Here is a 21,937-nt window from a genome sequence, read left to right as displayed (position 1 = left end):
GTCAGTATCCGAACTGTCACCCCCGAGTGGTACATACGTGCGATGAACACTCACCGGGCCACCCGCCCGCGCCTTCTGCTGGCCGCTTTCGCGGCCGGCAGCCTGCTCCTCGCGACCGCCTGCGGAGGAGACAAGAAGCCGGCCCAGGACCAGGCCGCTTCCGCACCGTCGAGCGCCGTCGCCGAGACCGCCGCCACCCCGACCGCGACGCCCACGCCCACCCCGACGGTCAAGCCCACCGGCGCCGACGACCCGGCGCTCAAGCCGTTCTACGGCCAGCAGATCACCTGGGCCGCCTGCCCGCCGGACGCCAAGGCCGCCGAGCAGAAGATCGACATCTCGCTGATGAAGTGCGGCAAGCTGCGTGTCCCGCTCGACTACACCAACCCGTCGGGCGAGGCGATCGACCTCGCGCTGATCAAGAACCCCGCCGCCAAGCAGGACCAGAAGCTCGGCTCGCTGATCATCAACCCCGGCGGCCCCGGCGCCTCCGGCGTGGAGACCGTCAAGTACGGCGAGACGCAGTTCGAGGGCACCCTGCACAACCGCTTCGACGTGGTCGGCTTCGACCCGCGCGGGACCGGCGAGAGCTCCCCGGTCGCCTGCCTGGACGACAAGCAGCGTGACGCGCTCAACGCCGAGGACGGCCCGCTCGACCAGGCCGAGGCGAAGGCCCTGTCGGAGAAGCACGCCGCCGACTTCATCGCCGCCTGCCAGGCCAAGTCCGGCAAGCTGCTGCCCTTCGTCGGCACCCGCAACACCGCCCGCGACCTGGACGTGCTGCGCGCCGCCGTCGGCGACCAGAAGCTCAACTACCTCGGCATCTCCTACGGCACCTACCTCGGCGCGCTCTACGCCGAGGAGTTCCCGAAGAACGTCGGCCGGCTGATCCTCGACGCCGCCGTCGACCCCGCCGCGCAGGGACTGGACACCAGCCTCAGCCAGATCATCGGCTTCGAGAAGTCCTTCGAGCGCTTCGCCGTCGACTGCGTCGAGAACCACCCCGACGAGTGCCCGCTCGGCAAGAGCAAGGAGAAGGCCGCCAAGAAGGCCGCCGACTTCCTCGACGGGCTGCGCGACAAGCCGCTGCCCACCAAGGACGGCCGCAAGGTCGGCAGCGACCTGGGCTGGACCGGCGTCACCGCCCTGCTGTACGGCGACGAGAAGACCATGTGGCAGTACCTGCGGATGTCGCTGATGCTGGCGATGAAGGCCAACCAGGGCGACGGCCTGCTCGGCTTCGCCGACATGTACAACGGCCGGGACGAGAAGGGCCACTACTCCCCCGAGTCGGAGGCCCTGGTCGCGATCCGCTGCGCCGACGGCGCCTCCCCGGCCCCCACCCCGGAGCAGGCCCAGCAGGCCGTGCAGAAGCTCCAGACCGAGGCCCCGCTGCTCGCCAAGGGCGTCACCGTCGAGGACTTCAGCGAGGGCTCCTGCGTCAACTGGCCCTTCAAGACCCCCGAGAAGCCGCACACCGTCCGGGCCGAGGGCGCCGCGCCGATCCTGGTCGTCGGCACCACCGGCGACCCGGCCACCCCGTACGCCGCCGCCGAGTCGCTGGCCAAGGGCTTCGCCAACGCGACGCTGCTGACCCGGGTGGGCGAGGGCCACGGCGCTTTCGGCCAGGGCAACGGCTGCATCGACGCCGCCTACGCCGCCTACCTCACCGAGGGCACGCTGCCGGCCGCCGGGACGAAGTGCGAGTGACGCGTCGCGCGCCGTAGTCGCGAAGACGGGGAGGGCGCTGACGCCGAGGTGTCAACGTCACAACTTGATAGCTCGTTCGGATGAAATCCGCGCGCGCCCTCCCCAACTGATGAGCGCTCAACTACCTTTGAGCCACAGCCGGACGGGCATTGGACGCCATTCCGCAGCCTCATCCTTCAGCCGGCTTCACCGCCGCTTCACCCCACACTCCACTCGCCCCCTTCACCGGCACCTTCCCGCCCTCACGAGGAGGACCCGCTGGCCAGCGACATCCCGTCACCGAGGCTCGATCCCCGGGACGAGCCGACCCTCCTCGGGTTGCACCGATTCAACGAGGCCGACGCCGGAGCCGCGGAGGAGGCCCTGCTGGCCTGCTGCGGCAGCCACCGGTGGGCCCTGCGGCTCACCGCGCACCGGCCCTACCCCGACATAGAGTCCCTGCGCGCCGCCGCCAGCGAGGCCTCGTACGACCTGCGTCCGGCCGACCTGGCCGAGGCGCTGGCGGACGAGAGCTGGATGCCGCAGCCGCTCCTCGGCATGCGCGCGCCCGGCAGCCAGGCGGCGCACACCGCGTTGCGGGCGGCCCACGCGGCGTACGAGGCCCGGTTCGGCCACGTCTTCGTGGTCTGCCTGGAGGGCATCGACCCCGAGGAGATGCTCGACACCGTCCTCGGCTCCATCCGCACCCGTCTCGCCAACGATCCCGACGAGGAGCGTCTGGTCGCCGCCGACGAGCTGCGCCGGATCGCCCTCACCCGGCTGGAGCACCTGGTCGCCACCCATTCGGGGGCCGGGGCCCGCTGACCCCGCGGGGCGCTCAGCCCCGCTGGGCCGCGCTCAGCTTGGCCACCTGCCGCCGGACGACCCGCTCGTCCGGCGCAGGGGCCGGCTCGGCGCCGACGCCCACCGTGCTGAACACCACCAGCGCCGGACCGACCCGCGTCAGGACGGCGCGCTGGGCGAGCACCACCGAACCCGATTCATTCGTCAGGGTGAAACCCGTCGCCGCGTCGGCTCCCCCGGGCGTGGGCGTGTCGTCGCGGCTCAGCCGGTGCGTGGTGCGGGTCGCGCCCCGGCCCTTTTCCGCCGGGGGCGGCGGCGCCGTCGAGGTGAACTCCGCGCACGGGCCGAACAGCCCCTCCAGCTCGGTCAGCAGCCGGGCTGCCCGGTCGCCCCGGTAGCCGAGCAGCCCGCCGTAGAGGCTGCCCGCCGGGTCGGCGGCCGGCGCCACGCTCAGACCGGTCTCCGCGTACGGCACCGCCGGGACCGGCCCGGCGGAGGCCGACACGCCCGACCGGCCGGCGGCCGACGCCGGGGCCACCGCGTCCAGCAGCGGCTGGCAGGCCGGCTTGTCGGCGGCCTCCCGACCGCCGCTCGGGCCGCTCTCGCCGTGACCGGGGACGATCACCGTCACGGTGAAGCCGGGGCCGAGGTCGGCGTCGGTCACCGCGGCGGCCCTCAGCTCGGCGGCGGACAGCTCGCGGGGCGGGGCGCCGGAGGGCGCCCGGTCGGCCGAGCCGCCCGCCGGGGCGGCGCAGCCCGCGGCGAGCAGCAGGACGGCGGACAGCAGCAGGGGGCGGGGCGGGCGCGGAGCGGGATGCGGCACGGGGGCCTCGGCGGGGTGTCGGCGCGGACGGGGTCGCCCACGGTAGCGCGACTTCACGCAACGGAATCGTCACTCTCCGTCGCAAATCACTCTCCGGTTCCCGCCCAGCTAGGCCAGAAGTGCCTGTTTGATCACACCTCGGGCCCCCGGAGGCGGTTCCCGACAACGCGTCGATAGGATGCTCGCGGCCGGTGGACCGTACCCGGCCGGGCTGACCGACACCGAAGCCGGCCGAGCCCCCAATCGCTTCCGGAGGGTTTTTCCGTGCCGGCTGGAACGCTGTACCGCGGCCGGGAAGGCATGTGGAGCTGGGTGGCTCATCGAGTCACCGGCGTCCTCATCTTCTTCTTCCTGTTCGCCCATGTCCTGGACACCGCCCTGGTGCGGGTGTCGCCCGAGGCGTACGACACCGTCATCCAGACGTACAAGACGCCGCTCGTGAACCTGATGGAGTACGGCCTGGTGGCCGCCATCCTGTTCCACGCCCTCAACGGCCTGCGCGTCGTCGCCGTCGACTTCTGGTCGAAGGGCCCGAAGTACCAGAAGCAGATGCTCTGGTCCGTGGTCGGAGTCTGGGTCGTCCTCATGGCCGGCGCCTTCTACCCGATCCTGCAGCACACGCTGACCTCCTGGTTCGGGAAGTGATCTGAGACATGTCCACGGAAATCTCCGACGCTGTGGTGGTCCCCTCCGCGCAGGCGCACACCGGCAAGGGCCTCGGCACCGGAAACCCGGCCGACGCCTTCGTGATCGAGCCGGCCCGCCAGCGGACCAAGAAGACCCCCCGCCGCACCCGCACCAACTTCGAGATGCTGGCGTGGCTGTTCATGCGCCTGTCCGGCATCGTCCTGGTGGTGCTGATCCTCGGCCACCTGCTGATCATGCTGGTGCTCGACGGCGGCGTCTCCAAGATCGGCTTCGCCTTCGTGGCCGGCCGCTGGGCCTCGCCGTTCTGGCAGGTCTGGGACCTCACCATGCTCTGGCTGGCCATGCTGCACGGCGCCAACGGCATGCGCCAGGTGATCAACGACTACGCCGAGAAGGACTCCACCCGGCTCTGGCTGAAGGGCCTCATGGGTACCGCCACGGTCTTCACCGTGCTGCTCGGCACCCTGGTGATCTTCACCTTCGACCCCAACATCTGAGCCGACAGCATCCAATCGGACATCGGCAGAGGCCAGAGGCGAGTTAGAACCCCCATGCAGATTCACCAGTACGACACCGTCATCGTCGGCGCCGGCGGTGCCGGCATGCGCGCCGCCATCGAGTCGACGCAGCGCAGCCGCACCGCCGTCCTGACCAAGCTCTACCCCACCCGGTCCCACACCGGCGCGGCCCAGGGCGGCATGTGCGCCGCCCTCGCCAACGTCGAGGAGGACAACTGGGAGTGGCACACCTTCGACACGGTCAAGGGTGGTGACTACCTGGTCGACCAGGACGCCGCCGAGATCATGTGCAAGGAGGCCATCGACGCCGTCCTCGACCTGGAGAAGATGGGCCTGCCCTTCTCCCGCACCGAGGCGGGCCGGATCGACCAGCGCCGCTTCGGCGGTCACTCCCGCAACCACGGCGAGGCCCCGGTCCGCCGTTCCTGCTACGCGGCCGACCGCACCGGCCACATGATCCTGCAGACGCTGTTCCAGAACTGCGTCAAGCACGGCGTCGAGTTCTTCAACGAGTTCTACGTCCTCGACCTGCTGATCAACGAGGGCCGCACGGCCGGCGTCGTCGCCTACGAGCTGGCCACCGGCGAGATCCACGTCTTCCAGGCCAAGGCCGTCGTGTTCGCCTCCGGCGGCACCGGCAAGATGTTCAAGGTCTCCTCGAACGCCCACACCCTCACCGGTGACGGCCAGGCGGTGGCCTACCGCCGCGGCCTGCCGCTGGAGGACATGGAGTTCTTCCAGTTCCACCCGACGGGCATCTGGCGCATGGGCATCCTGCTCACCGAGGGCGCCCGCGGCGAGGGCGGCATCCTGCGCAACAAGGACGGCGAGCGCTTCATGGAGCGCTACGCCCCCGTCATGAAGGACCTCGCGTCCCGTGACGTCTGCTCCCGCGCGATCTACACCGAGATCCGCGAGGGCCGCGGCTGCGGTCCGGACGGCGACCACGTCTACCTGGACCTGACCCACCTGCCGCCGGAGCAGCTGGACGCCAAGCTCCCGGACATCACCGAGTTCGCCCGCACCTACCTCGGCATCGAGCCCTACACGGACCCGATCCCGATCCAGCCCACCGCGCACTACGCCATGGGCGGCATCCCGACCAACGTCGAGGGTGAGGTGCTGCGCAACAACACCGACGTCGTCCCGGGCCTGTACGCGGCCGGCGAGGTCGCCTGCGTGTCCGTGCACGGCGCCAACCGCCTGGGCACCAACTCGCTGCTGGACATCAACGTGTTCGGCCGCCGCGCCGGCATCGCCGCCGCCGGGTTCGCCGAGGCGAACGAGTTCGTGCCGCTGCCGGAGAACCCCGAGCAGCTGGTCCAGAACATGGTCGACGGCCTGCGCGAGGCCACCGGCACCGAGTCCGTGGCGCAGATCCGCAAGGAGCTGCAGGAGAGCATGGACACCAACGCGATGGTGTACCGCACCGGCGCCACCCTGAAGCAGGCCGTCGAGGACGTCGCCGCGCTGAAGGAGCGCTACAAGAACGTCTCCATCCAGGACAAGGGCTTCCGTTACAACACGGACCTGCTGGAGGCCATCGAGCTGGGCAACCTGCTCGACCTGGCCGAGGTCCTGGCGGTCTCCGCGCTGGCCCGCGAGGAGTCGCGCGGCGGTCACTACCGCGAGGACTTCCCGACCCGTGACGACGTGAAGTTCATGCAGCACACCATGGCGTACCAGGAGGTCGCCGAGGACGGCAGCACCTCCATCCGCCTTGACTACAAGCCGGTCGTGCAGACCCGCTACCAGCCGATGGAGCGTAAGTACTGATGAGCACTCCGACCGTGGAGAAGCACTCGGCCGCTCTGGACGCGGTCGAGGCCGGTGGCACCAAGCTGATCACCGTCACCTTCCGGATCCGCCGGTTCAACCCGGAGGAGCACCCGGAGCCGGTGTGGGTCGACTACCAGCTGGAGATGGACCCGAAGGAGCGCGTCCTGGACGCGCTCAACACGATCAAGTGGGAGCAGGACGGCACCCTCACCTACCGCCGTTCCTGCGCGCACGGCATCTGCGGCTCCGACGCCATGCGGATCAACGGCCGCAACCGGCTGGCGTGCAAGACCCTGATCAAGGACGTCAACCCGGAGAAGCCGATCACGATCGAGGCCATCAAGGGCCTGACGGTCCTCAAGGACCTGGTCGTGGACATGGACCCGTTCTTCCAGGCGTACAAGGACGTCATGCCGTTCCTCATCACCAAGGGGAACGAGCCGACCCGCGAGCGCCTGCAGTCCGCCGAGGACCGCGAGCGGTTCGACGACACCACCAAGTGCATCCTGTGCGCCGCGTGCACGTCGTCCTGCCCGGTGTTCTGGAACGACGGCCAGTACTTCGGCCCGGCCGCGATCGTCAACGCGCACCGCTTCATCTTCGACTCGCGCGACGAGGGTGCGGAGCAGCGGCTGGAGATCCTGAACGACCGTGAGGGCGTCTGGCGCTGCCGGACCACCTTCAACTGCTCGGAGGCCTGCCCGCGTGGCATCGAGGTCACCAAGGCGATCCAGGAAGTGAAGCGGGCGCTGGTCACCCGCCGCTTCTGATCCCGGAGCGGTCCCGCACGACGAAAGCCCCCGTCCGTTCCGGACGGGGGCTTTCGGGCTTGCTCAGTTCAGGACGCCGAGGTCCTTGGGGTCGGCGAGGCCCCGGTAGGTCAGCAGGTGCCGGTCGGCGGTGACGGCCCAGAGGTCGGGCACCGTGTCGCCGTCGCCGTCACCGGAGCTGCCGAGCACCGGGTAGGCGTCCACGGTGAAGCCGGTGGCGACCACACCCGCCGTCGGGTCGGCGAGGGCGGCGAAGTCGAACGTGCCGTTCGCGAGCCTGGGGATCGCGTACGCGTGCAGCGCGCCGGTGGCCCGCTCGCGCGCCCACAGGGCGAGGTTGCCGGCGCCGTCGCGGCCGGGGGCGACCAGGTCGTAGCCGGTCCAGGAGCCGCCGGTGGTGAGCTTGCGGCTCCGCAGGTCGAAGGAGTACGCGAAGTCGCCGGTGTGCAGCCAGAGGTCACCGCCCTCCAGGGTGAGCAGCGAGGGCTCCGGACCGTCGCCCAGCGGCCCGAATGCGAGCAGTTGGTCCGCCTTCGACCAGTTGGCCGCGAAGTCCGCCGGACAGGGGACGACGGCCCCGGTGGCGTCCTCGCACTCCTCCGGCCGGTTCGCCCCGGTGGTGTAGCTCTCGAACGCCCCGTAGTCGGAGTTCCGGTACATGCTCAGCCAGCCGCTGCCCGGCTCGTGGATGAACAGGTCGTCCATCGGCGCGTGGGCGGAGGAGTCCCAGCCGCGGTGGGCGACCTGGAGCGGCGTCCAGTTGCGCTGCGCGTTCGGCGCGGCCAGTGCCCGGACGGTCCAGTTCGGCGTGGTGTCGTTCGCCGAGGCGCTGATGTACTGCAGGTTGCCCTGCGCGTCCGGCAGCAGGATGTCCACGACACCGTCCCCGTCCACGTCGCCCGGCGCGCTCGGCGGGTTGGGGTTGGACGGGGCGTAGAAGGTGTAGCCGACCCTGGAGCTCTGGTTGCCCGCGTTGTCCACCGCGACGACCCAGAGCGTGTTGGTGCCCCATTGGCGCACCTTGGCGCGGATGGTGGCGCTGCCGTCCGGGCCGGGCTTCACGCTGTCGGCGGCGCAGCCGCTGCCCAGCCGGTAGGCGTCGAAGGCGTACAGGAAGCAGGCGATGCCCGAGGCCTCGCCGCCGGCCGGAACCGGGTCGGTGCCGCCGACGACGAAAGCGCCGGTCTGGCCCGCGTACTTGGTCGACGTCTGACCCGATCCCGAGGGCGGGAAGTCGGTGGAGGAGACGATGGCCTGGGGGCTGCTCAGGTCCAGCTTGAAGTGGCAGTCCGGGGAGGCCGCGGAGGTCTCGGTGCCCTGGAGGGCGCGGGCGTTCCACGCGTACGCGTGGCCGTCAGCGAGGCCGGGGACGGTGGTGGTCGCGGTGCCGCCGTAGGCCTGACCGGTGCCGTCGAAGGCGGCGGTGCCGGTGGTCAGGTCGCGCACCGAGAAGGCGGCGGAGAGAGGACCGTAGACGTCCGAGGCGACGTCCGCGCGCAGCGTGGGACCGCCGGAGGTCAGGCCGATCCAGCCGGGCGCGGTGGTCTCGTCGCAGGCGTCCCCGGCGGTGCCCGCGGAGAGGTCGCGGGGCTGCGGGGAGGCGGTGGTCCCGGTGACCCGCGGGCCGGTACCGTCAGCGACGGCGGCCGGTGCGGCGAACAGGCCGGCCGTCAGCGCGACGGCGACGGCGCCGCCGAGCCGGCGGAGGTGGACAGGCTTCACGAAGTAACCCCCTGTGTCGTCAACGCGATCGAATGAAGATTCGATCGCGGTCGATCGACAGGGATCCTTCCAGGGCGCCCCGCACCCCGGCAACCAGGTAAAACGCGTCAGCCGGCGGCGGTTTCCCGCCGCGTCGCGCGCAGGCCCCGGACGCCGATGGCGCCGATCGCGACACCGAGGGCGAAGGAGGTCACGGCGAGCAGGAGGTGCACCCAGAAGAAGGCGGTGGGCTGGGAGTGGTCGCCGCCGGTGAAGGCCTGGCCGCCGGAGTCCTTCCAGAGGTTCTTGACGAAGGTGGTCCAGATGATCATGGACCAGACGCCGAAGGCGGTCAGGAACCAGGAGGTGCGGCGGCTGAGCTTCATGGGTGGTCCTCGGTGCGGCGGGGAGGTGAAGACGGTGTGCCCTCCCAGTATGCGGGGGCGTCCGTTCGGCGTACGGTGGGGTCCTCCTTGCGGTCCGGCGGGGCAAGGGGCGGACGGCGGGGGCGCCGACTGGGTACCGTCTGGTGGTGCCCACTCGCTCGAAGCTCGCACGTCTGCTCGCCGCGCCCGTCGCGGCACTCCCGTTCCTGATCGCCGCCCCGGCGGCCGTCGCGGCCCCGGCCGAGCCGCCGCCACCGCCGGTGGTGGTCGGCGGGGAGCGGCTGGGGCTCCCGGGGGCCCAGGTGAGCCCGCTGGCGGGCGCCCCCGCGCTGCCGGGGGACCTCACCGGGCAGTCCTGGATCGTGGCCGACGCGGCGTCAGGAGAGGTGCTGGCGAGCAGCAACGCGCATCTGCGGCTCGCCCCGGCGTCCACCCTGAAGATCCTGTTCGCGGACACCGTGCTGCCCAAGTTCGACCGCGAGACGGTGCACAAGGTGGCGCCCGAGGAGATCCAGGGGATCGGCGCGGGCAGCAGCCTGGTCGGCATCAAGGAGGACCTGGACTACAAGGTCGAGGACCTCTGGCGCGGGGTGTTCCTCAGCTCCGGCAACGACGCGGTGCACGTCCTCTCGCACATGAACGGCGGGCTGCAGCGGACCGTCACCGAGATGCAGGCGCGGGCCGAGGCGCTCCAGGCCCGGGACACCAAGGTGGTCTCGCCGGACGGCTACGACTCCGACGGCCAGGTCTCCTCGGCGTACGACCTCACGCTGTTCGCCCGGGCGGGGCTGCGCAACCCGGACTTCCGGATGTACTGCGCGACCCGCGACGCGATGTTCCCGGGCGCGGTGGACAAGAACACCGGGCAGCGCGGCAGCTTCGGGATCGCCAACACCGACCGGCTGCTCGGCAAGTACCCCGGCCTGATCGGGGTGAAGAACGGTTTCACCACCAACGCCGGCTCCACCTTCGTCGGCGCCGCCGAACGCGGCGGGCGGACCCTGCTGGTGACGGTCATGCACCCGTCCAGCTATCAGAAGGTGTACGACGAGACGGCCGCGCTGCTGGACTGGGGCTTCGCGGCCGCCGGCAAGGTCACCCCGGTCGGGAAGCTGGTCGAGGAGGGCGAGGTCCTCGCGCCGGCGCCGACCGGCCAGGCCGGCGGCACCGCCGGGGCGCCCGCCCCGCCGCCGCACCCCGCGCCGAGCGCCGCCGAACCGGCCGCTCCGGCCCCGGCCGCCGCCCGCGCGGACGGGGGCGGCGGCGAGCTCGGGCCGGCCGGCTGGGTCGCCGTCGGGCTGGCCCTGGCGGCCGGCGGCGCGGGCGTCCTGCTGCTGCTCAGCCGGCGGCGCGCCGGCGGGTGAGCTACTCCTTCGGCCGCGCGGTGTCCCGGGACGGTGCGGCGGACTCCCCGCCGGCCGCCTCGGCGGCCTCCTCGTCGGCGGCCTCGACCAGGGCCCGGGCGCGCTCCCGGGCCCGGTTCCGGGCGGCCGCCGGATCGGCGGTGGCGGTCCAGGCCACGCAGTACATCAGCAGCCGGCAGACGAAGTTGATCCAGAGCAGCAGCGCCACCGGCACCCCGAAGGCGCCGTAGAGGCTCCGCCCGGCGACCGAGCCGAGGTACGAGGAGAGCAGGATCTTCAGCAGCTCGAAGCCGACCGCGCCGATCAGCGCGGCCTGCAGGACGTCCCGCCGGCGCTGGTGGCCGATCCGCGGGAACGGCGCCAGCAGGTAGGCGAAGAGCAGCATGTCCGAACCCACCGCGATCAGCAGGCCGGCCGCGGTGAGCAGGTAGCCGGCGGAGCCCAGGCCCATCCAGTCGGCGATCCGGCCCGCCAGCGTGGTGCCGGCGGCCGAGGCGCCGAGCGAGACCAGCGAGACCACGCCCAGGCCGCCGAGCACCACGAAGTCCCAGGCCTTGCGCAGCAGCGGGTTGCCCTCCTCGTCGGGCAGCTGCCACAGGTCCCGGATCGAGGTCCGCATGGTGTCCACCCAGCCGAGCCCGGACAGCACCAGCAGCACCCCGCTGACCAGGCCGACCGCGCCGGCGTTGGCCACCAGCGAGGGCAGGTTCAGGGCGTCCGAGATGCCGGGCAGCTGGTCGGAGATCCGGTGCTGGATGTCCTCGACCCGGCTGTCGCTGAGGGTCGCGACGGCGATCGCCAGTGCGACCGTCAGCAGCGGGAAGAGCGCGAGGAAACCGAAGAAGGTGACCGCGCCGGCCAGCCGGTTGCCGCGCAGTGCGGCGAAGTGCTGGTAGGCGCGGTACGGGCGGCTGCGCAGCACCCGCGAGACGAGCGGGCCGATCACCGGAAGACGGGTCAGGAAGTCCACCGTCCGGTTATACCCGCACGTCCCCCGAACGGCCGTCAGGCTCGGCCGGACGTGCTCAGCGGCGGACCATCCGCCGGGCCCGGGCCAGCGCCCGGACCGCCTGGTAGGCGGTGTACCGGCCGTGGCCGAGCAGTTCGGTGCGCAGCCCGGCCATCCCGCCGCCCGGCCGGTAGCCGGCCGGGCGCAGCCGGGCGCAGTGCTCGGCGGCGCGGCGGAAGAACTCCCGGCGGTCGCCGGGCGGGACCCGGCCCGGCCGGGAGACCACGGTGTTGAGGTGGTGCAGCATCCGGCCGTAGACCACCGGGCGCCAGCGGTCCAGGTCGGGGCGGCCGTCCAGGAACGCGAAGACCAGGTCGTACTGGCCGAAGACGTCGAAGTGCTTGCGGCCGGCGGTGGCCAGGATGTTGCCGCCCTCCTGGCGCTGGCGGTAGTGGACGCCGACCCGGTCGAGCAGGGTGATGCTCCGGGCGGCGAGCAGCGCCGGGTACGTCCAGGGGGTGTCCTCGTAGTAGCCGGCCGGGAAGGTCAGGCCCTGGGCGGTGACGAAGTCGCGGCGGTAGGCCTTGTTCCAGACCACCTGGAGCAGTTCGAGCAGGTCGGGGCGGTCGGCGAGGTCGAAGACGTCCCGGGAGGGGGCGCCGAAGACCTTGGCCGAGGCGGCCCGGACGATCCGGCCGTCGGCGTAGGTGCGGGCGTAGTCGTAGACCAGCACGTCCGGGTCGCCGCCGGCCGCGAGCCGGTCGTCCACCGCCTTGAGCAGACCGGGGGTCAGGGTGTCGTCGCTGTCCAGGAAGACCACGTAGTCGCCGGTGGCGACCTCCAGGCCGGCGTTGCGGGCCCGGCCGAGGCCGACGTTCTCCGCCAGGTGCAGCACCCGCACCCGGGAGTCGCGGGCGGCGGCCTCGTCCAGCAGGGCTCCGCAGCCGTCCGGGGAGCGGTCGTCCACCGCGATCAGCTCGAAGTCCGGGCCGTCCTGGCCGAGCACCGAGGCGAGGCATTCGGGAAGGTAGTCCTCGACGCCGTAGACCGGGACGATCACACTGAAGCGGGGCATGGCCCCAGGGTAGTGGGGAGGGCGGACCGGGGGCCCCGGGGGTCCTTGGGCCGGACGGTAGGATCAACAGGCACGTACGCACCGATCAAAGTGCGGTCAGACCCCGAACCGGGCTGCCACGCTCCTCCAGAGAAAGGCCTGCGTAGCCGATGGCTCCCCGCCTCTCCATCGTCGTCCCGATCTACAACGTCGAGCGCTACCTCGTGGAGTGCCTCGACTCGATCGCCGCCCAGACCTTCACGGACTTCGAGTGCGTCATGGTCGACGACGGTTCGAAGGACACCAGTGCGGCCCTCGCCGAGGCGTACGCCGCCAAGGACTCCCGGTTCCGGCTGGTCCGCCAGGTCAACAAGGGCCTCGGCGCGGCCCGCAACACCGGCATCCGGCACATCGACCCGGACTCCGAGTTCCTCTGCTTCGTCGACAGCGACGACTCGATGCCGCCCAGCGCGTACGAGCTGATGATCAACACGCTGGACGAGACCGGCTCGGACTTCGCCACCGGCAATGTGCTGCGGTTCCGCGCGATCGGCTACTACCAGTCCGGCGGCCACAGCCGCCCGTTCGCCAAGACCGTGCTCAAGACCCACATCACCGAGATCCCGTCGCTGGTCACCGACCGCACCGCGTGGAACAAGGTGTACCGCCGCTCCTTCTTCGACGCGGCCGGCATCCTCTACCCCGAGGGCATCCTGTACGAGGACGCCCCGGTCAGCGTGCCGCACCACTACCTCGCCAAGAGCGTGGACGTGCTCTCCGAGCCGATCTACCACTGGCGCGAGCGCGAGGTCGGCGAGATGTCGATCACCCAGATGCGCACCAACCCCAAGGGCCTGATCGACCGCGTCACCTCGGTCGAGCTGGTCCGCGGCTGGCTGAAGAAGCAGACCGAGCCGCGCTTCGCCGAGTACCTGAGGTCCTACGACGAGAACACCCTCGTCGAGGAGATCCCGATGTTCTTCTGGTCCGTCGTGGACGGCGACAAGGAGTACCGGGACGCCTACATCCGCTGCGTCAGCCGGCTGCTGCGCGCGATCGGTCCGGAGCAGGTCAAGAAGCTGCGCGCGCCGCTGCGCCTGAAGTACCACCTGACCCTGCAGGGCCGGATCGACGAGTTCGTCGAGCAGATCAAGTACGAGGGCGAGAGCAACGGCGGCGTCATCGCCAAGGGCCTGCTGCGCCCGTACGCCGACTACCCGTTCCTGCGCGGCGGCCGCAAGAGCGTGCCGGCGGGCCTGCTCAGCCTGCGCAACTCCACCGTCATCCGCAGCCGGCTCTACGAGTCGCGCTGGGAGGGCGGCCGGCTGCGGCTGACCGGCCACGCGTACCCGGAGCAGCTGGGCGCGGCCAACAAGCACGACATGGTCCGCACGCTGGTGCTGCGCGAGGCCAAGGGCCGCCGGGTCATCGCCGTGCCGATGAAGACCGTGTACAGCCCCGAGGCCACCGCCACCAACCACCACGACCTCTACAACTGCGACTGGGCCGGCTTCACCGTCGCCGTCGACCCGGAGAAGCTCAAGCACCGCGGCCAGTGGAAGGACGGCAACTGGCGCGTCCTGGTCGCCGGCGCCGGCAAGGGCGGCGTCTACAAGGGCCGGATCTGGGCCGGCTGGGCCGACAGCGCGATCTACCTCCCCTCGCACTGGGTCGAGCCGGACGTGCGGATCGTGCCGTTCGTCCGCGACGGCAGCGTCTACCTGCGGGTGGAGAACGTGCGGGTGCGGGTGACCGGGCTCGCCGCGCAGGGCGACAACGTGGAGGTGGCCGGCGCGGCCCGCTCCGGCGTCCGGCTGGCCGGGGCCCGGCTGCGGATGACCCACGTCGAGTCCGAGCGCGAGCTGTTCTTCCCGGTCTCCGCGGGCACCCCGGTCGGCAGCCTGCAGCCGTTCCGCGCCTCCTTCCCGGCCTCCGAGCTGACCGAGGTCCGCGAGAGCTGGGCCGAGCTGGACCCGATCGCCGTGGAGCGCGCCCGCGACCGCTGGGACACCAGCCTGGTGCTGGCCGACGGCACCGTCGTGCCGCTCGCCTGGGACGACCGCAACGCGCCGGAGCAGCTCAACCTGGTCCTCAACGCGGACGCCGCGCCGGAGCAGCGGCGCGCCCTCTACACCAAGCCCTCCCCCGGCGGCTACCTGCAGTTCCTGGACCAGCTGCTGCAGCCGATAGTGCACGAGGTCACCGCGCGCGGCGTGGACGGCTTCCTGCTCAGCGGCACCTTCCCGCTGCCCGGCACCCACCGCTGGGAGCTGGTGGTCCGCCACCACTGGGGCGAGGAGCAGCACATCTACCCGGTGGAGATCGCCGACGGCCGCTTCCGCACCGCGCTGCCGGCCGTGCCGACCGCGTCCTTCGCGGGCAACGTGCCGCTGGCCCAGGGCGGTTGGAACGTCTCGTTCCGCCCGGTCGGCGCCGCCTTCCACCCGGACATGGCCTCCTACGTGCTGATCGCGCCCGAGTGCTGGGACTCGCTGCCGCTGGAGGCGGAGGCCCGCGGCAAGCGGATCGTGCTGGAGCGCCGCCACCACGACGGCCTGCAGCTGGAGGCGGAGAACATACTGCTTCCGGAAGAGCGCAGCGGCTGGCGCCAGCGCCAGCTGCGGACGGTCGACTACCCGGCCGCCCGCCGGCTGCCGCTGCGCGACACCGTGCTCTACAACGTCGCGCTCGGCGGCCTCTACGCGGACTCGCCGCGGGCGATCCACGAGGAGCTGGTGCGCCGCGGCCTGCCGCTGGAGCACCTGTGGGGCACCGACGACCTGCAGGCGGACCTGCCGCAGTCGGCGGGCTCCGTCCGGCTCTGGAGCCCGGAGTGGTTCGAGGCGCTGGCCACCGCGAAGTACGTGGTCACCAGCGCCCACCTGCCGGACTTCTTCGTCCGCCGGCCCGGCCAGATCGTCCTGCAGACCTGGCACGGCTCGCCGCTCAAGCAGCTCGGCCACGACTTCGAGAAGGTCTGGTTCACCGACGCGCACTACCTGAAGGGCCTCACCAAGGAGGTCCCGAACTGGAGCATCCTGCTGGCCGGCAGCACCTGGGCCGCGCCGGTGCTGCGCCGCGCGTTCGACTTCAAGGGCGAGATCCTGGAGAGCGGCCTGCCGCGCAACGACCTGTTCTTCTCCGCCGACAAGGAGAAGACCGCCGAGCGGGTGCGCGAGCGGCTCGGCCTGCCCGAGGGCAAGAAGGTCGTGCTGTACGCACCGACCTGGCGCGAGGACCGGCGCCGCCACTACGGCGGCTACCAGCTGAACCTCCAGCTGGACCTGGCGGCGGCGCAGGCCGCGCTGGGCGAGGACCAGGTGCTGCTGGTCCGCCGGCACTCCAACGTCCGCGAGCAGATCGCCGAGGCCGGCAACGGCTACGTCTGGGACGTCAGCAGCTACCCGGACATGGCCGAGCTGCTGCTGGTCGCCGACGTACTGGTGACCGACTACGCGGCGTCGACCTTCGACTTCGCCGCGACCGGCAAGCCGATCCTGTTCTTCACCTACGACCTGGCGCACTACCGCGACAACCTGCGCGGTTTCTCGCTGGACTTCGAGGCGGACGCGCCCGGCCCGCTGCTGGCCACCTCCGAGGAGCTGGTCGCGGCGCTCGGCCGGGTGGACGAGGTCTCCGCCGAGTACGCCGGGAAGTACGCGGCGTTCCGCGCCAAGTACTGCGACCTGGACGACGGCCACGCCGCCGCCCGGGCCGTGGACGCCATGCTGAGCCGCGAGGCCTGACCGGCCGCCCCGCCGGTGCCGGAGGCGCCCGACGCGAATACCGCGCCGGGCGCCTCCGGCGTTTTCCGGACCGTTCTCGCACGACATTCCGGAATTTCGAACTGGCGTTTCTCCGGGGAACTTTTCAGCTAATGACAATGACATTCCCAAATTGACCTCGGATGCTTTTCCGGGTGAGATGGAAATTCTCGCCGAGAAAGGTCCGTGGAAATGGCTGTCCTCACCCGGTTCGTCCTCCCGCACGCCGCGCCCCGCTTCGGCGACGCCCGCTTCGGCGCCCCGCTGCCGAGCGAGGAGGAGAACGCCGCCTTCGGACTGCTGCGCGCCCGCTGGAGCGGCCGCGGCCTGGAACTCACCGGCTTCGCCCGCCCCGACGACCGGCCGACCGCCCACCCGGGCTCCGCCTGGACCTGGCTCACCCTGCGCCTCGACGACCGCCAGGAGCCCGTCCACGTCCCCACCCGGCCCCGCCGGTTCCCGGAGATCACCGACGACAGCGCCCAGCCCGAACACAACCACGACTGGGCCGGCTTCACCGCCCTCGTCGAACCGCGCCGGCTGCGCGGCGCCGACGGCTGGCTGCTCGGCGACTGGCGGATCGAGGCCACCCTGTTCACCGTCGGCCGCCCCACCCGGCTGCGCCGCCAGTACGGCGGCCTCGCCCCGCACTGGTGCGGCTCCGGCGAGTACCCGCCGGCGCGCTGGGTGGACCACGACATCCGCCTCCAGCCGCACTTCGCCGACGGCCGGCTGGTCCTGCGGCTCGAACGCCCCGCCGTGCGCCTCGACCGGGCCGAACCCGCCCCCGACGGGATCGGCCTGCACCTCACCACCGCCGACCCCGGCCAGGCCCGCACCGTGCTGCGGCTGCGCCACCGGGAGAGCGGCGCCGTCCTCACCGAGCCCGCCACCCGCACCGGACGGACCGTCACCGCCCGGCTGCCGTACCCGCTGTTCACCGCCGACGGGCGCGGCACCGGCGAGCTGGAGCACTGGGACGTCGACCTGGTCGACCCGGACGGCGCCGTCGAACCGCTGGTCCTGGACGAGCGCACCGGTCCGGTGGCCGGCCAGCACCCGCTGCCCGGCGTCGAGGACCGGGTGCTGCACCTCAAGCACCTCGCCGACGGCCGGCTCCAGCTGTGCGTGCGGCCCGCCGCCGGCTGGGTCGAGCGGTTCACCGCCCGGGCCGGCGCCTTCGAACTCACCGGCCGCTGCCCCGCGCCCGGCCCGCTGGAGCTGGTGCTGCGGCACAGCGGCAGCGGCACCGAGGTCCGCCACCCGGTCGAGCTCGGCCCCGACGCGCGGTTCACGGTCCGGCTGCCCGTCACCCGCACCGGCTCCGACGGCACCGCGCTGCCGCTGCGCAAGGGCCTCTGGGAGGCCGCGCTGCAGCCCGTCGGCGGGGCGGGCCCGGCCCGTCCGCTGACCGCCGCGGCCCCCGTGCTGGCCGCGCTGCCCACCTCCACCCAGGCCGGCGGCAAGCGGATCGTGCTGGAGCGCCGCTGGCACGACACCCTGCTGCTGGACTCCACGCCCGTCCTCAGCGCCACCGAGCGCAGCGCCTGGACCCAGGCCCGCCAGCGCACCGCCGGCTACCCCGCCGCCCGCCGCGAACCGCTGCGCGAGGCCGTGCTGTACGACGTCTTCGGCGGCCGCGGCTACGCCGACTCACCGCGCGCCGTGCACACCGAACTCGCCCGCCGCGGTACGCCGTTGGAGCACCTGTGGGTGGTCGACGACGCCCAGGCCGAGCTGCCGCCCGGGGTGCGCGCCGTGCGGGTGTGGAGCCCCGAGTGGTACCGGGCGCTGGCCACCAGCCGCTACCTGGTCGGCAACACCCACTTCCCGGACTTCCTGCAGCGCCGGCCCGGCCAGGTCGTCGTCCAGACCTGGCACGGCGCCCTGCTCAAGCGGATCGCCCACGACGTCGACAACCCCTGGCTCGCCGACAACGGCTACCTCGCCGCCCTCGACCGGGAGACCCCGCACTGGAGCCTGCTGGTCTCCCCCAGCCCGTTCGCCACCCCGATCCTGCGCCGGGCCTTCCGCTACCGGGGCGAGATCCTGGAGTCCGGCTATCCGCGCAACGACGTGCTGGCCCGCCCCGACCCGCGGCGGGCGGCCGCCGTCCGCCACCGGCTCGGCATCCCCGAGGGCCGGCGGGTGGTGCTCTACGCGCCGACCTGGCGGGAGGACCGGCCGTGCCCGGACGGCGACGGCTTCCGGCTCGACCTGCGGCTCGACCTCGACCGGGCCCGGCGGGCGCTCGGCGAGGACCACGTCCTGCTGCTGCGGCCGCACGCGCACGTCCGCGAGCCGCTGACCGGCACCGGGGACGGCTTCGCCGTCGACTGCGCCGACTACCCGGACGTGCAGGAGCTGCTGATGGTCGCCGACGTCCTGGTGACCGACTACTCGTCGATCCTGTTCGACTTCGCCGTCACCGGCCGCCCGGTGCTGTTCTTCACCTACGACCTGGCGCACTACCGGGACGAGCTGCGCGGCTTCGCCTTCGACTTCGAGGCGCAGGCCCCCGGCCCGCTGCTCGAGGACTCGGCGGCGCTGGTCACCGCGCTGCGCGGACTCGCCGACGGCGGGGGCGCCGTGCCCGCCGGGTACGCCGAGCGCTACCGGCGGTTCCAGGAGGTGCACTGCGCGCTGGACGACGGCGCCGCCGCCCGCCGGGTGGTCGACCGGATGCTGGAGCTCGGCCGCCCGGCCGGGCGCGCCGGTCAGCCGAAGCCGTAGGTCCGCCAGGGACGCCAGACCTCGTCGGCGTCGAACCGGGAGAGGCCGAACCCGGGCACCGGGAAGGCCGCGTGGAAGGACCGGGCCTGCTCGTGGGCCTGGTCCAGCACGTCGTCCGAGAGCCCGTGCGCCACCGTCACGTGCGGGTGGTACGGGAAGGCCAGCTCCCTGGCCAGCGGGCCGGAGCGGATGTCCGCCTCCAGCAGCCGGCACTCCCGCTCGCCCTCCTCGACCCGGACGAACACCACCGGGGAGACCGGGCGGAAGCTGCCGCTGCCGCGCAGCACCATCCGGAACGGCCGGTGCGCGACGGCCACCGCGGCCAGGTGCTCCTCGATCTTCGGCAGCGCCTCGGCCGGCACCTCGGTGGGCGGCAGCAGCGTGACGTGCGTGGGTATCGACCGGGCCAGCGGATCGCCGTGCCCCGCCCGCGCGTCCTGGATCGCCGCGCCGTACGGATCCGGGACGCTGACGGACACGCCGATGGTGACCACCTCGGGGAGGCGGTCACCACCGGGCAGGCTCGTCAGCGGAGTCACCGCTTGGCGGCCGGGAGGAAGCCGATCCGGTCGTACACCTGGGCCAGCGTCTCGGAGGCCACCGCGCGGGCCTTCTCGGCGCCCAGCGCGAGGACGCGGTCCAGCTCGGCCGGGTCGTCCAGGAAGCTCCTGGTGCGCTCCTGGAACGGCGTCACCCACTCGGTGAACAGGTCGGCCAGTTCGGTCTTCAGGGCCCCGTACATCTTGCCCTCGAAGTGCGCCACCAGCTGCTCGATCGACTGCCCGCTCAGCGCGGAGTGGATCCGCAGCAGGTTGGAGACGCCGGCCTTCTCCTGCTCGTCGTAGGAGACCACGGTGCCGGTGTCGGTGACGGCGCTCTTGAACTTCTTGGCGCTGGCCTTCGGCTCGTCGAGCAGGCTGACCAGGCCCTTGGTGGAGGACGCCGACTTGCTCATCTTGATGGCCGGATCCTGGAGGTCCTGGATCTTGGCCGTCTCCTTGAGGATGTACGGCTTGGGGACCGTGAAGGTCGGGCTGTAGCGGGTGTTGAAGCGCTCCGCGAGGTCGCGGGTGAGCTCCACGTGCTGGCGCTGGTCCTCGCCGACCGGGACGGCGTCCGCCTGGTACAGCAGGATGTCGGCGACCTGGAGGATCGGGTAGGTGAACAGGCCCACGGAGGTGCCGGCGGCGCCCTGCTTGGCCGACTTGTCCTTGAACTGGGTCATCCGGGAGGCCTCGCCGAAGCCGGTGAGGCAGTTCATCACCCAGCCGAGCTGCGCGTGCTCGGGCACGTGCGACTGGACGAACAGCGTGCAGTGCTCAGGCTCCAGGCCCGCGCCGAGCAGCTGGGCGGCGGAGATCCGGGTGTTCTGGCGCAGCGTCGCCGGATCCTGCTCGACGGTGATCGCGTGCAGGTCGACGACCATGTAGAAGGCGTCGTTCTCCTTCTGCAGGTCGACCCACTGGCGCACCGCGCCCAGGTAGTTGCCGAGGTGGAACGAGCCGGAGGTGGGCTGGATCCCGGAGAGCACCCGGGGACGGTCCTTGACCGGACCAGTGACCGCTGCGTTGACCATGCGGGCCATTGTTCCAGCTCCACCGACCGGTCAGGAAACCTCCGGCCCCGGCGGTCGCGCCAGTGTGACCGCACTCACCCCGACCCGGGCGATCCGCCGGCCCTCCAGCCTGGCCACCGTCAGGAGCACCTCCTCGCCGGGGCCCGCCGGGATCCGCACCCGGTCGCCGTCGGCGGGCAGCCGGCCGAGCGCGGCGACCAGGCAGCCGGCCACCGTCTCGTACGGGCCCTCGGGGAGGGTGACGCCGGTCTCCTCGGCGAAGTCGGCCAGGTTGAGCAGGCCGTCGAGCTCCACACCGCCGCCGGCCAGCCGCCGGGTGGGGGCGGGCTCGGGCGTGTCGTACTCGTCGCGGATCTCGCCGATCACCTCCTCCACGAGGTCCTCCAGGGTGACGATGCCGGCGGTGCCGCCGTACTCGTCGACCACGATCGCCAGGTGGTGGCCCTCGCGGCGCATCTCGCCCATCGCCTCCAGCACCCGCTTGGTGCCGGGCAGCAGCTTGACCGGACGGGCCAGGTCGCGGACCTTGGCGGCCCGTTCGCCGCGCGCGCCGTACAGGTCGCGGACGTGCACGAAGCCGGTCACCGCGTCGTAGCTGCCCTCGATCACCGGGTAGCGGGAGTGCGGCGAGGAGTCCGCCTGGGCGCGGACCTCGGTGAGCGGGCGTTCGGCGTCCAGGAAGGTCACCTCGGTACGCGGGACCATCACCTCGCGCAGCTGGCGCTCCCCGGCGGCGAACACGTCGGCGATCAACGCCCTTTCGTCGCTGCCGAGTTCGGTGCTGGCGGCGACCAGGCCGCGGAGCTCCTCGGAGCTCATCGAGCCGCGTCCGGCGGTGGGGTCGCCGCCGAGCAGCCGGACCATCAGATCGGTGGAGTGGCCGAGCAGCCAGATCGCCGGGCGCAGCACCACCGACATGACGTCCACCACCGGCGCGGCCAGCACGGCGATGGAGTCGGCCCGCTGGAGGCCGATCCGCTTGGGGGTGAGCTCGCCGAGCACCAGCGAGATGTAGCTGATCACCAGGGTGAGGCCGACCAGGGCGGTGGCGTCGGCGACGCCCGCGGAGAGCCCGGCCCGGACGAACAGCGGGGCGACCTTGCCGGCCAGCGTGTCGGCGCCGAAGGCGGCGGAGAGGAAGCCCATGCAGGTGACGCCGACCTGGACGGCCGCCAGGAAGCGGTTCGGGTCGGCCGCGAGGTGCGCGGCCCGGGCCGCCCGCCGGGTACCGCGGGCCTCCAGCGTCCGGATCTGGCCCTCGCGCAGCGAGATCAGCGAGATCTCGGCGACGTTGAACAGGCCGCCCAGGACGATGAAGACGAGGACGAGCGCGGCGTCCTCGAGGGTTTCGTTCACAGCGGGAGTGTAGGACCGGCCGG

17 protein-coding genes are annotated in these 21,937 nt (G+C 72.2%); 9 read left to right on the top strand and 8 right to left on the bottom strand.

Annotated features, from left to right (window positions below):
• Positions 1-42: 42 nt before the first annotated feature.
• Both ABTX81_RS36415 and ABTX81_RS36410 read left to right on the top strand, forming a co-directional pair.
• Positions 43-1,710: an alpha/beta hydrolase gene (locus ABTX81_RS36415; RefSeq protein ID WP_350554630.1), complete on the top strand. Its 1,668-nt coding sequence runs from the start codon at positions 43-45 to the stop codon at positions 1,708-1,710.
• A gap of 318 nt (positions 1,711-2,028) precedes the next feature.
• Entirely contained in the window at positions 2,029-2,514 is a 486-nt protein-coding gene (locus ABTX81_RS36410) for a 2-oxo-4-hydroxy-4-carboxy-5-ureidoimidazoline decarboxylase (RefSeq protein WP_350554628.1), read from the top strand.
• Positions 2,515-2,527: 13 nt separating this feature from the next.
• On the opposite strand, the gene ABTX81_RS36405 is transcribed toward ABTX81_RS36410, so the two are convergent.
• Complete coding sequence (locus ABTX81_RS36405) at positions 2,528-3,316, bottom strand: hypothetical protein (protein ID WP_350554626.1); 789 nt, start codon at positions 3,314-3,316, stop codon at positions 2,528-2,530.
• Positions 3,317-3,580: 264 nt separating this feature from the next.
• Here ABTX81_RS36405 and sdhC point away from each other — a divergent pair, with 264 nt between their 5' ends.
• From sdhC to ABTX81_RS36385, 4 genes are read left to right on the top strand one after another with little or no spacing between them, the layout of a single operon-like run.
• Positions 3,581-3,961 carry a succinate dehydrogenase, cytochrome b556 subunit gene (sdhC, locus tag ABTX81_RS36400; RefSeq protein ID WP_093861779.1) on the top strand — a complete coding sequence of 127 codons (381 nt, stop codon included), beginning with the start codon at positions 3,581-3,583 and terminating at the stop codon, positions 3,959-3,961.
• An 8-nt stretch (positions 3,962-3,969) separates the two neighbouring features.
• On the top strand, positions 3,970-4,461 hold the full coding sequence (locus tag ABTX81_RS36395) for a succinate dehydrogenase hydrophobic membrane anchor subunit (protein ID WP_030300556.1): 492 nt from the start codon (positions 3,970-3,972) through the stop codon (positions 4,459-4,461).
• Positions 4,462-4,515: 54 nt separating this feature from the next.
• Positions 4,516-6,258 (top strand): succinate dehydrogenase flavoprotein subunit, encoded by a 1,743-nt coding sequence (gene sdhA, locus ABTX81_RS36390; protein WP_350554623.1) that lies wholly within the window; start codon positions 4,516-4,518, stop codon positions 6,256-6,258.
• Positions 6,258-7,031 carry a succinate dehydrogenase iron-sulfur subunit gene (locus ABTX81_RS36385; RefSeq protein WP_350554621.1) on the top strand — a complete coding sequence of 258 codons (774 nt, stop codon included), beginning with the start codon at positions 6,258-6,260 and terminating at the stop codon, positions 7,029-7,031. Before sdhA ends, ABTX81_RS36385 begins: the two co-directional genes overlap by 1 nt.
• A 63-nt stretch (positions 7,032-7,094) precedes the next feature.
• On the opposite strand, the gene ABTX81_RS36380 is transcribed toward ABTX81_RS36385, so the two are convergent.
• The gene (locus tag ABTX81_RS36380; protein WP_350554619.1) at positions 7,095-8,753 is read right to left on the bottom strand and encodes a hypothetical protein; all 1,659 of its coding nucleotides are present in this window, start codon (positions 8,751-8,753) and stop codon (positions 7,095-7,097) included.
• Between the two features lie 107 nt (positions 8,754-8,860).
• Entirely contained in the window at positions 8,861-9,118 is a 258-nt protein-coding gene (locus ABTX81_RS36375) for an SCO4848 family membrane protein (RefSeq protein WP_350554617.1), read from the bottom strand.
• Positions 9,119-9,264: 146 nt separating this feature from the next.
• Between ABTX81_RS36375 and ABTX81_RS36370 the strand changes: the two genes are divergently transcribed.
• Positions 9,265-10,482 carry a D-alanyl-D-alanine carboxypeptidase family protein gene (locus ABTX81_RS36370; RefSeq protein WP_502892934.1) on the top strand — a complete coding sequence of 406 codons (1,218 nt, stop codon included), beginning with the start codon at positions 9,265-9,267 and terminating at the stop codon, positions 10,480-10,482.
• 1 nt (position 10,483) lies between these two features.
• On the opposite strand, the gene ABTX81_RS36365 is transcribed toward ABTX81_RS36370, so the two are convergent.
• Both ABTX81_RS36365 and ABTX81_RS36360 read right to left on the bottom strand, forming a co-directional pair.
• Positions 10,484-11,452 carry a YihY/virulence factor BrkB family protein gene (locus ABTX81_RS36365; RefSeq protein ID WP_350554615.1) on the bottom strand — a complete coding sequence of 323 codons (969 nt, stop codon included), beginning with the start codon at positions 11,450-11,452 and terminating at the stop codon, positions 10,484-10,486.
• Between the two features lie 55 nt (positions 11,453-11,507).
• Positions 11,508-12,506: a glycosyltransferase family 2 protein gene (locus ABTX81_RS36360; RefSeq protein ID WP_502892933.1), complete on the bottom strand. Its 999-nt coding sequence runs from the start codon at positions 12,504-12,506 to the stop codon at positions 11,508-11,510.
• A gap of 149 nt (positions 12,507-12,655) precedes the next feature.
• On the opposite strand from ABTX81_RS36360, the gene ABTX81_RS36355 reads away from it, so the two are divergent.
• Together ABTX81_RS36355 and ABTX81_RS36350 are read left to right on the top strand one after the other, a co-directional pair.
• Complete coding sequence (locus ABTX81_RS36355) at positions 12,656-16,231, top strand: bifunctional glycosyltransferase/CDP-glycerol:glycerophosphate glycerophosphotransferase (RefSeq protein WP_350554613.1); 3,576 nt, start codon at positions 12,656-12,658, stop codon at positions 16,229-16,231.
• Between the two features lie 210 nt (positions 16,232-16,441).
• Positions 16,442-18,982 carry a CDP-glycerol glycerophosphotransferase family protein gene (locus tag ABTX81_RS36350; RefSeq protein ID WP_350554611.1) on the top strand — a complete coding sequence of 847 codons (2,541 nt, stop codon included), beginning with the start codon at positions 16,442-16,444 and terminating at the stop codon, positions 18,980-18,982.
• Here ABTX81_RS36350 and ABTX81_RS36345 read toward each other — a convergent pair.
• The 3 genes from ABTX81_RS36345 to ABTX81_RS36335 are packed head-to-tail and all read right to left on the bottom strand — an operon-like array spanning position 18,967 to position 21,914.
• Entirely contained in the window at positions 18,967-19,521 is a 555-nt protein-coding gene (locus ABTX81_RS36345; RefSeq protein ID WP_350554609.1) for a 2'-5' RNA ligase family protein, read from the bottom strand. The genes ABTX81_RS36350 and ABTX81_RS36345 overlap by 16 nt on opposite strands.
• On the bottom strand, positions 19,518-20,558 hold the full coding sequence (gene trpS, locus ABTX81_RS36340; protein WP_350554607.1) for a tryptophan--tRNA ligase: 1,041 nt from the start codon (positions 20,556-20,558) through the stop codon (positions 19,518-19,520). The genes ABTX81_RS36345 and trpS overlap by 4 nt, the downstream gene beginning before the upstream one ends.
• Positions 20,559-20,588: 30 nt before the next feature.
• The gene (locus ABTX81_RS36335; protein WP_350554605.1) at positions 20,589-21,914 is read right to left on the bottom strand and encodes a hemolysin family protein; all 1,326 of its coding nucleotides are present in this window, start codon (positions 21,912-21,914) and stop codon (positions 20,589-20,591) included.
• Positions 21,915-21,937 lie beyond the last annotated feature (23 nt).

Origin of the sequence: Kitasatospora sp. NPDC097605 (genome assembly GCF_040302725.1) — a bacterium.
Taxonomy (GTDB): domain Bacteria; phylum Actinomycetota; class Actinomycetes; order Streptomycetales; family Streptomycetaceae; genus Kitasatospora.
Note: the sequence above shows the minus strand (reverse complement) of the source record. Positions and strands in the feature narration are given on the sequence as shown.

Coding starts and splice junctions, on each gene's coding strand:
- ABTX81_RS36415 (WP_350554630.1), top strand. CDS start 43: ATGAACACTCACCGGGCCACCCGCCCGCGCCTTCTGCTGGCCGCTTTC.
- ABTX81_RS36395 (WP_030300556.1), top strand. CDS start 3,970: ATGTCCACGGAAATCTCCGACGCTGTGGTGGTCCCCTCCGCGCAGGCG.
- sdhA (WP_350554623.1), top strand. CDS start 4,516: ATGCAGATTCACCAGTACGACACCGTCATCGTCGGCGCCGGCGGTGCC.
- ABTX81_RS36385 (WP_350554621.1), top strand. CDS start 6,258: ATGAGCACTCCGACCGTGGAGAAGCACTCGGCCGCTCTGGACGCGGTC.
- ABTX81_RS36375 (WP_350554617.1), bottom strand. CDS start 9,118: ATGAAGCTCAGCCGCCGCACCTCCTGGTTCCTGACCGCCTTCGGCGTC.
- ABTX81_RS36360 (WP_502892933.1), bottom strand. CDS start 12,506: ATGCCCCGCTTCAGTGTGATCGTCCCGGTCTACGGCGTCGAGGACTAC.
- ABTX81_RS36355 (WP_350554613.1), top strand. CDS start 12,656: ATGGCTCCCCGCCTCTCCATCGTCGTCCCGATCTACAACGTCGAGCGC.
- ABTX81_RS36350 (WP_350554611.1), top strand. CDS start 16,442: ATGGCTGTCCTCACCCGGTTCGTCCTCCCGCACGCCGCGCCCCGCTTC.
- trpS (WP_350554607.1), bottom strand. CDS start 20,558: ATGGTCAACGCAGCGGTCACTGGTCCGGTCAAGGACCGTCCCCGGGTG.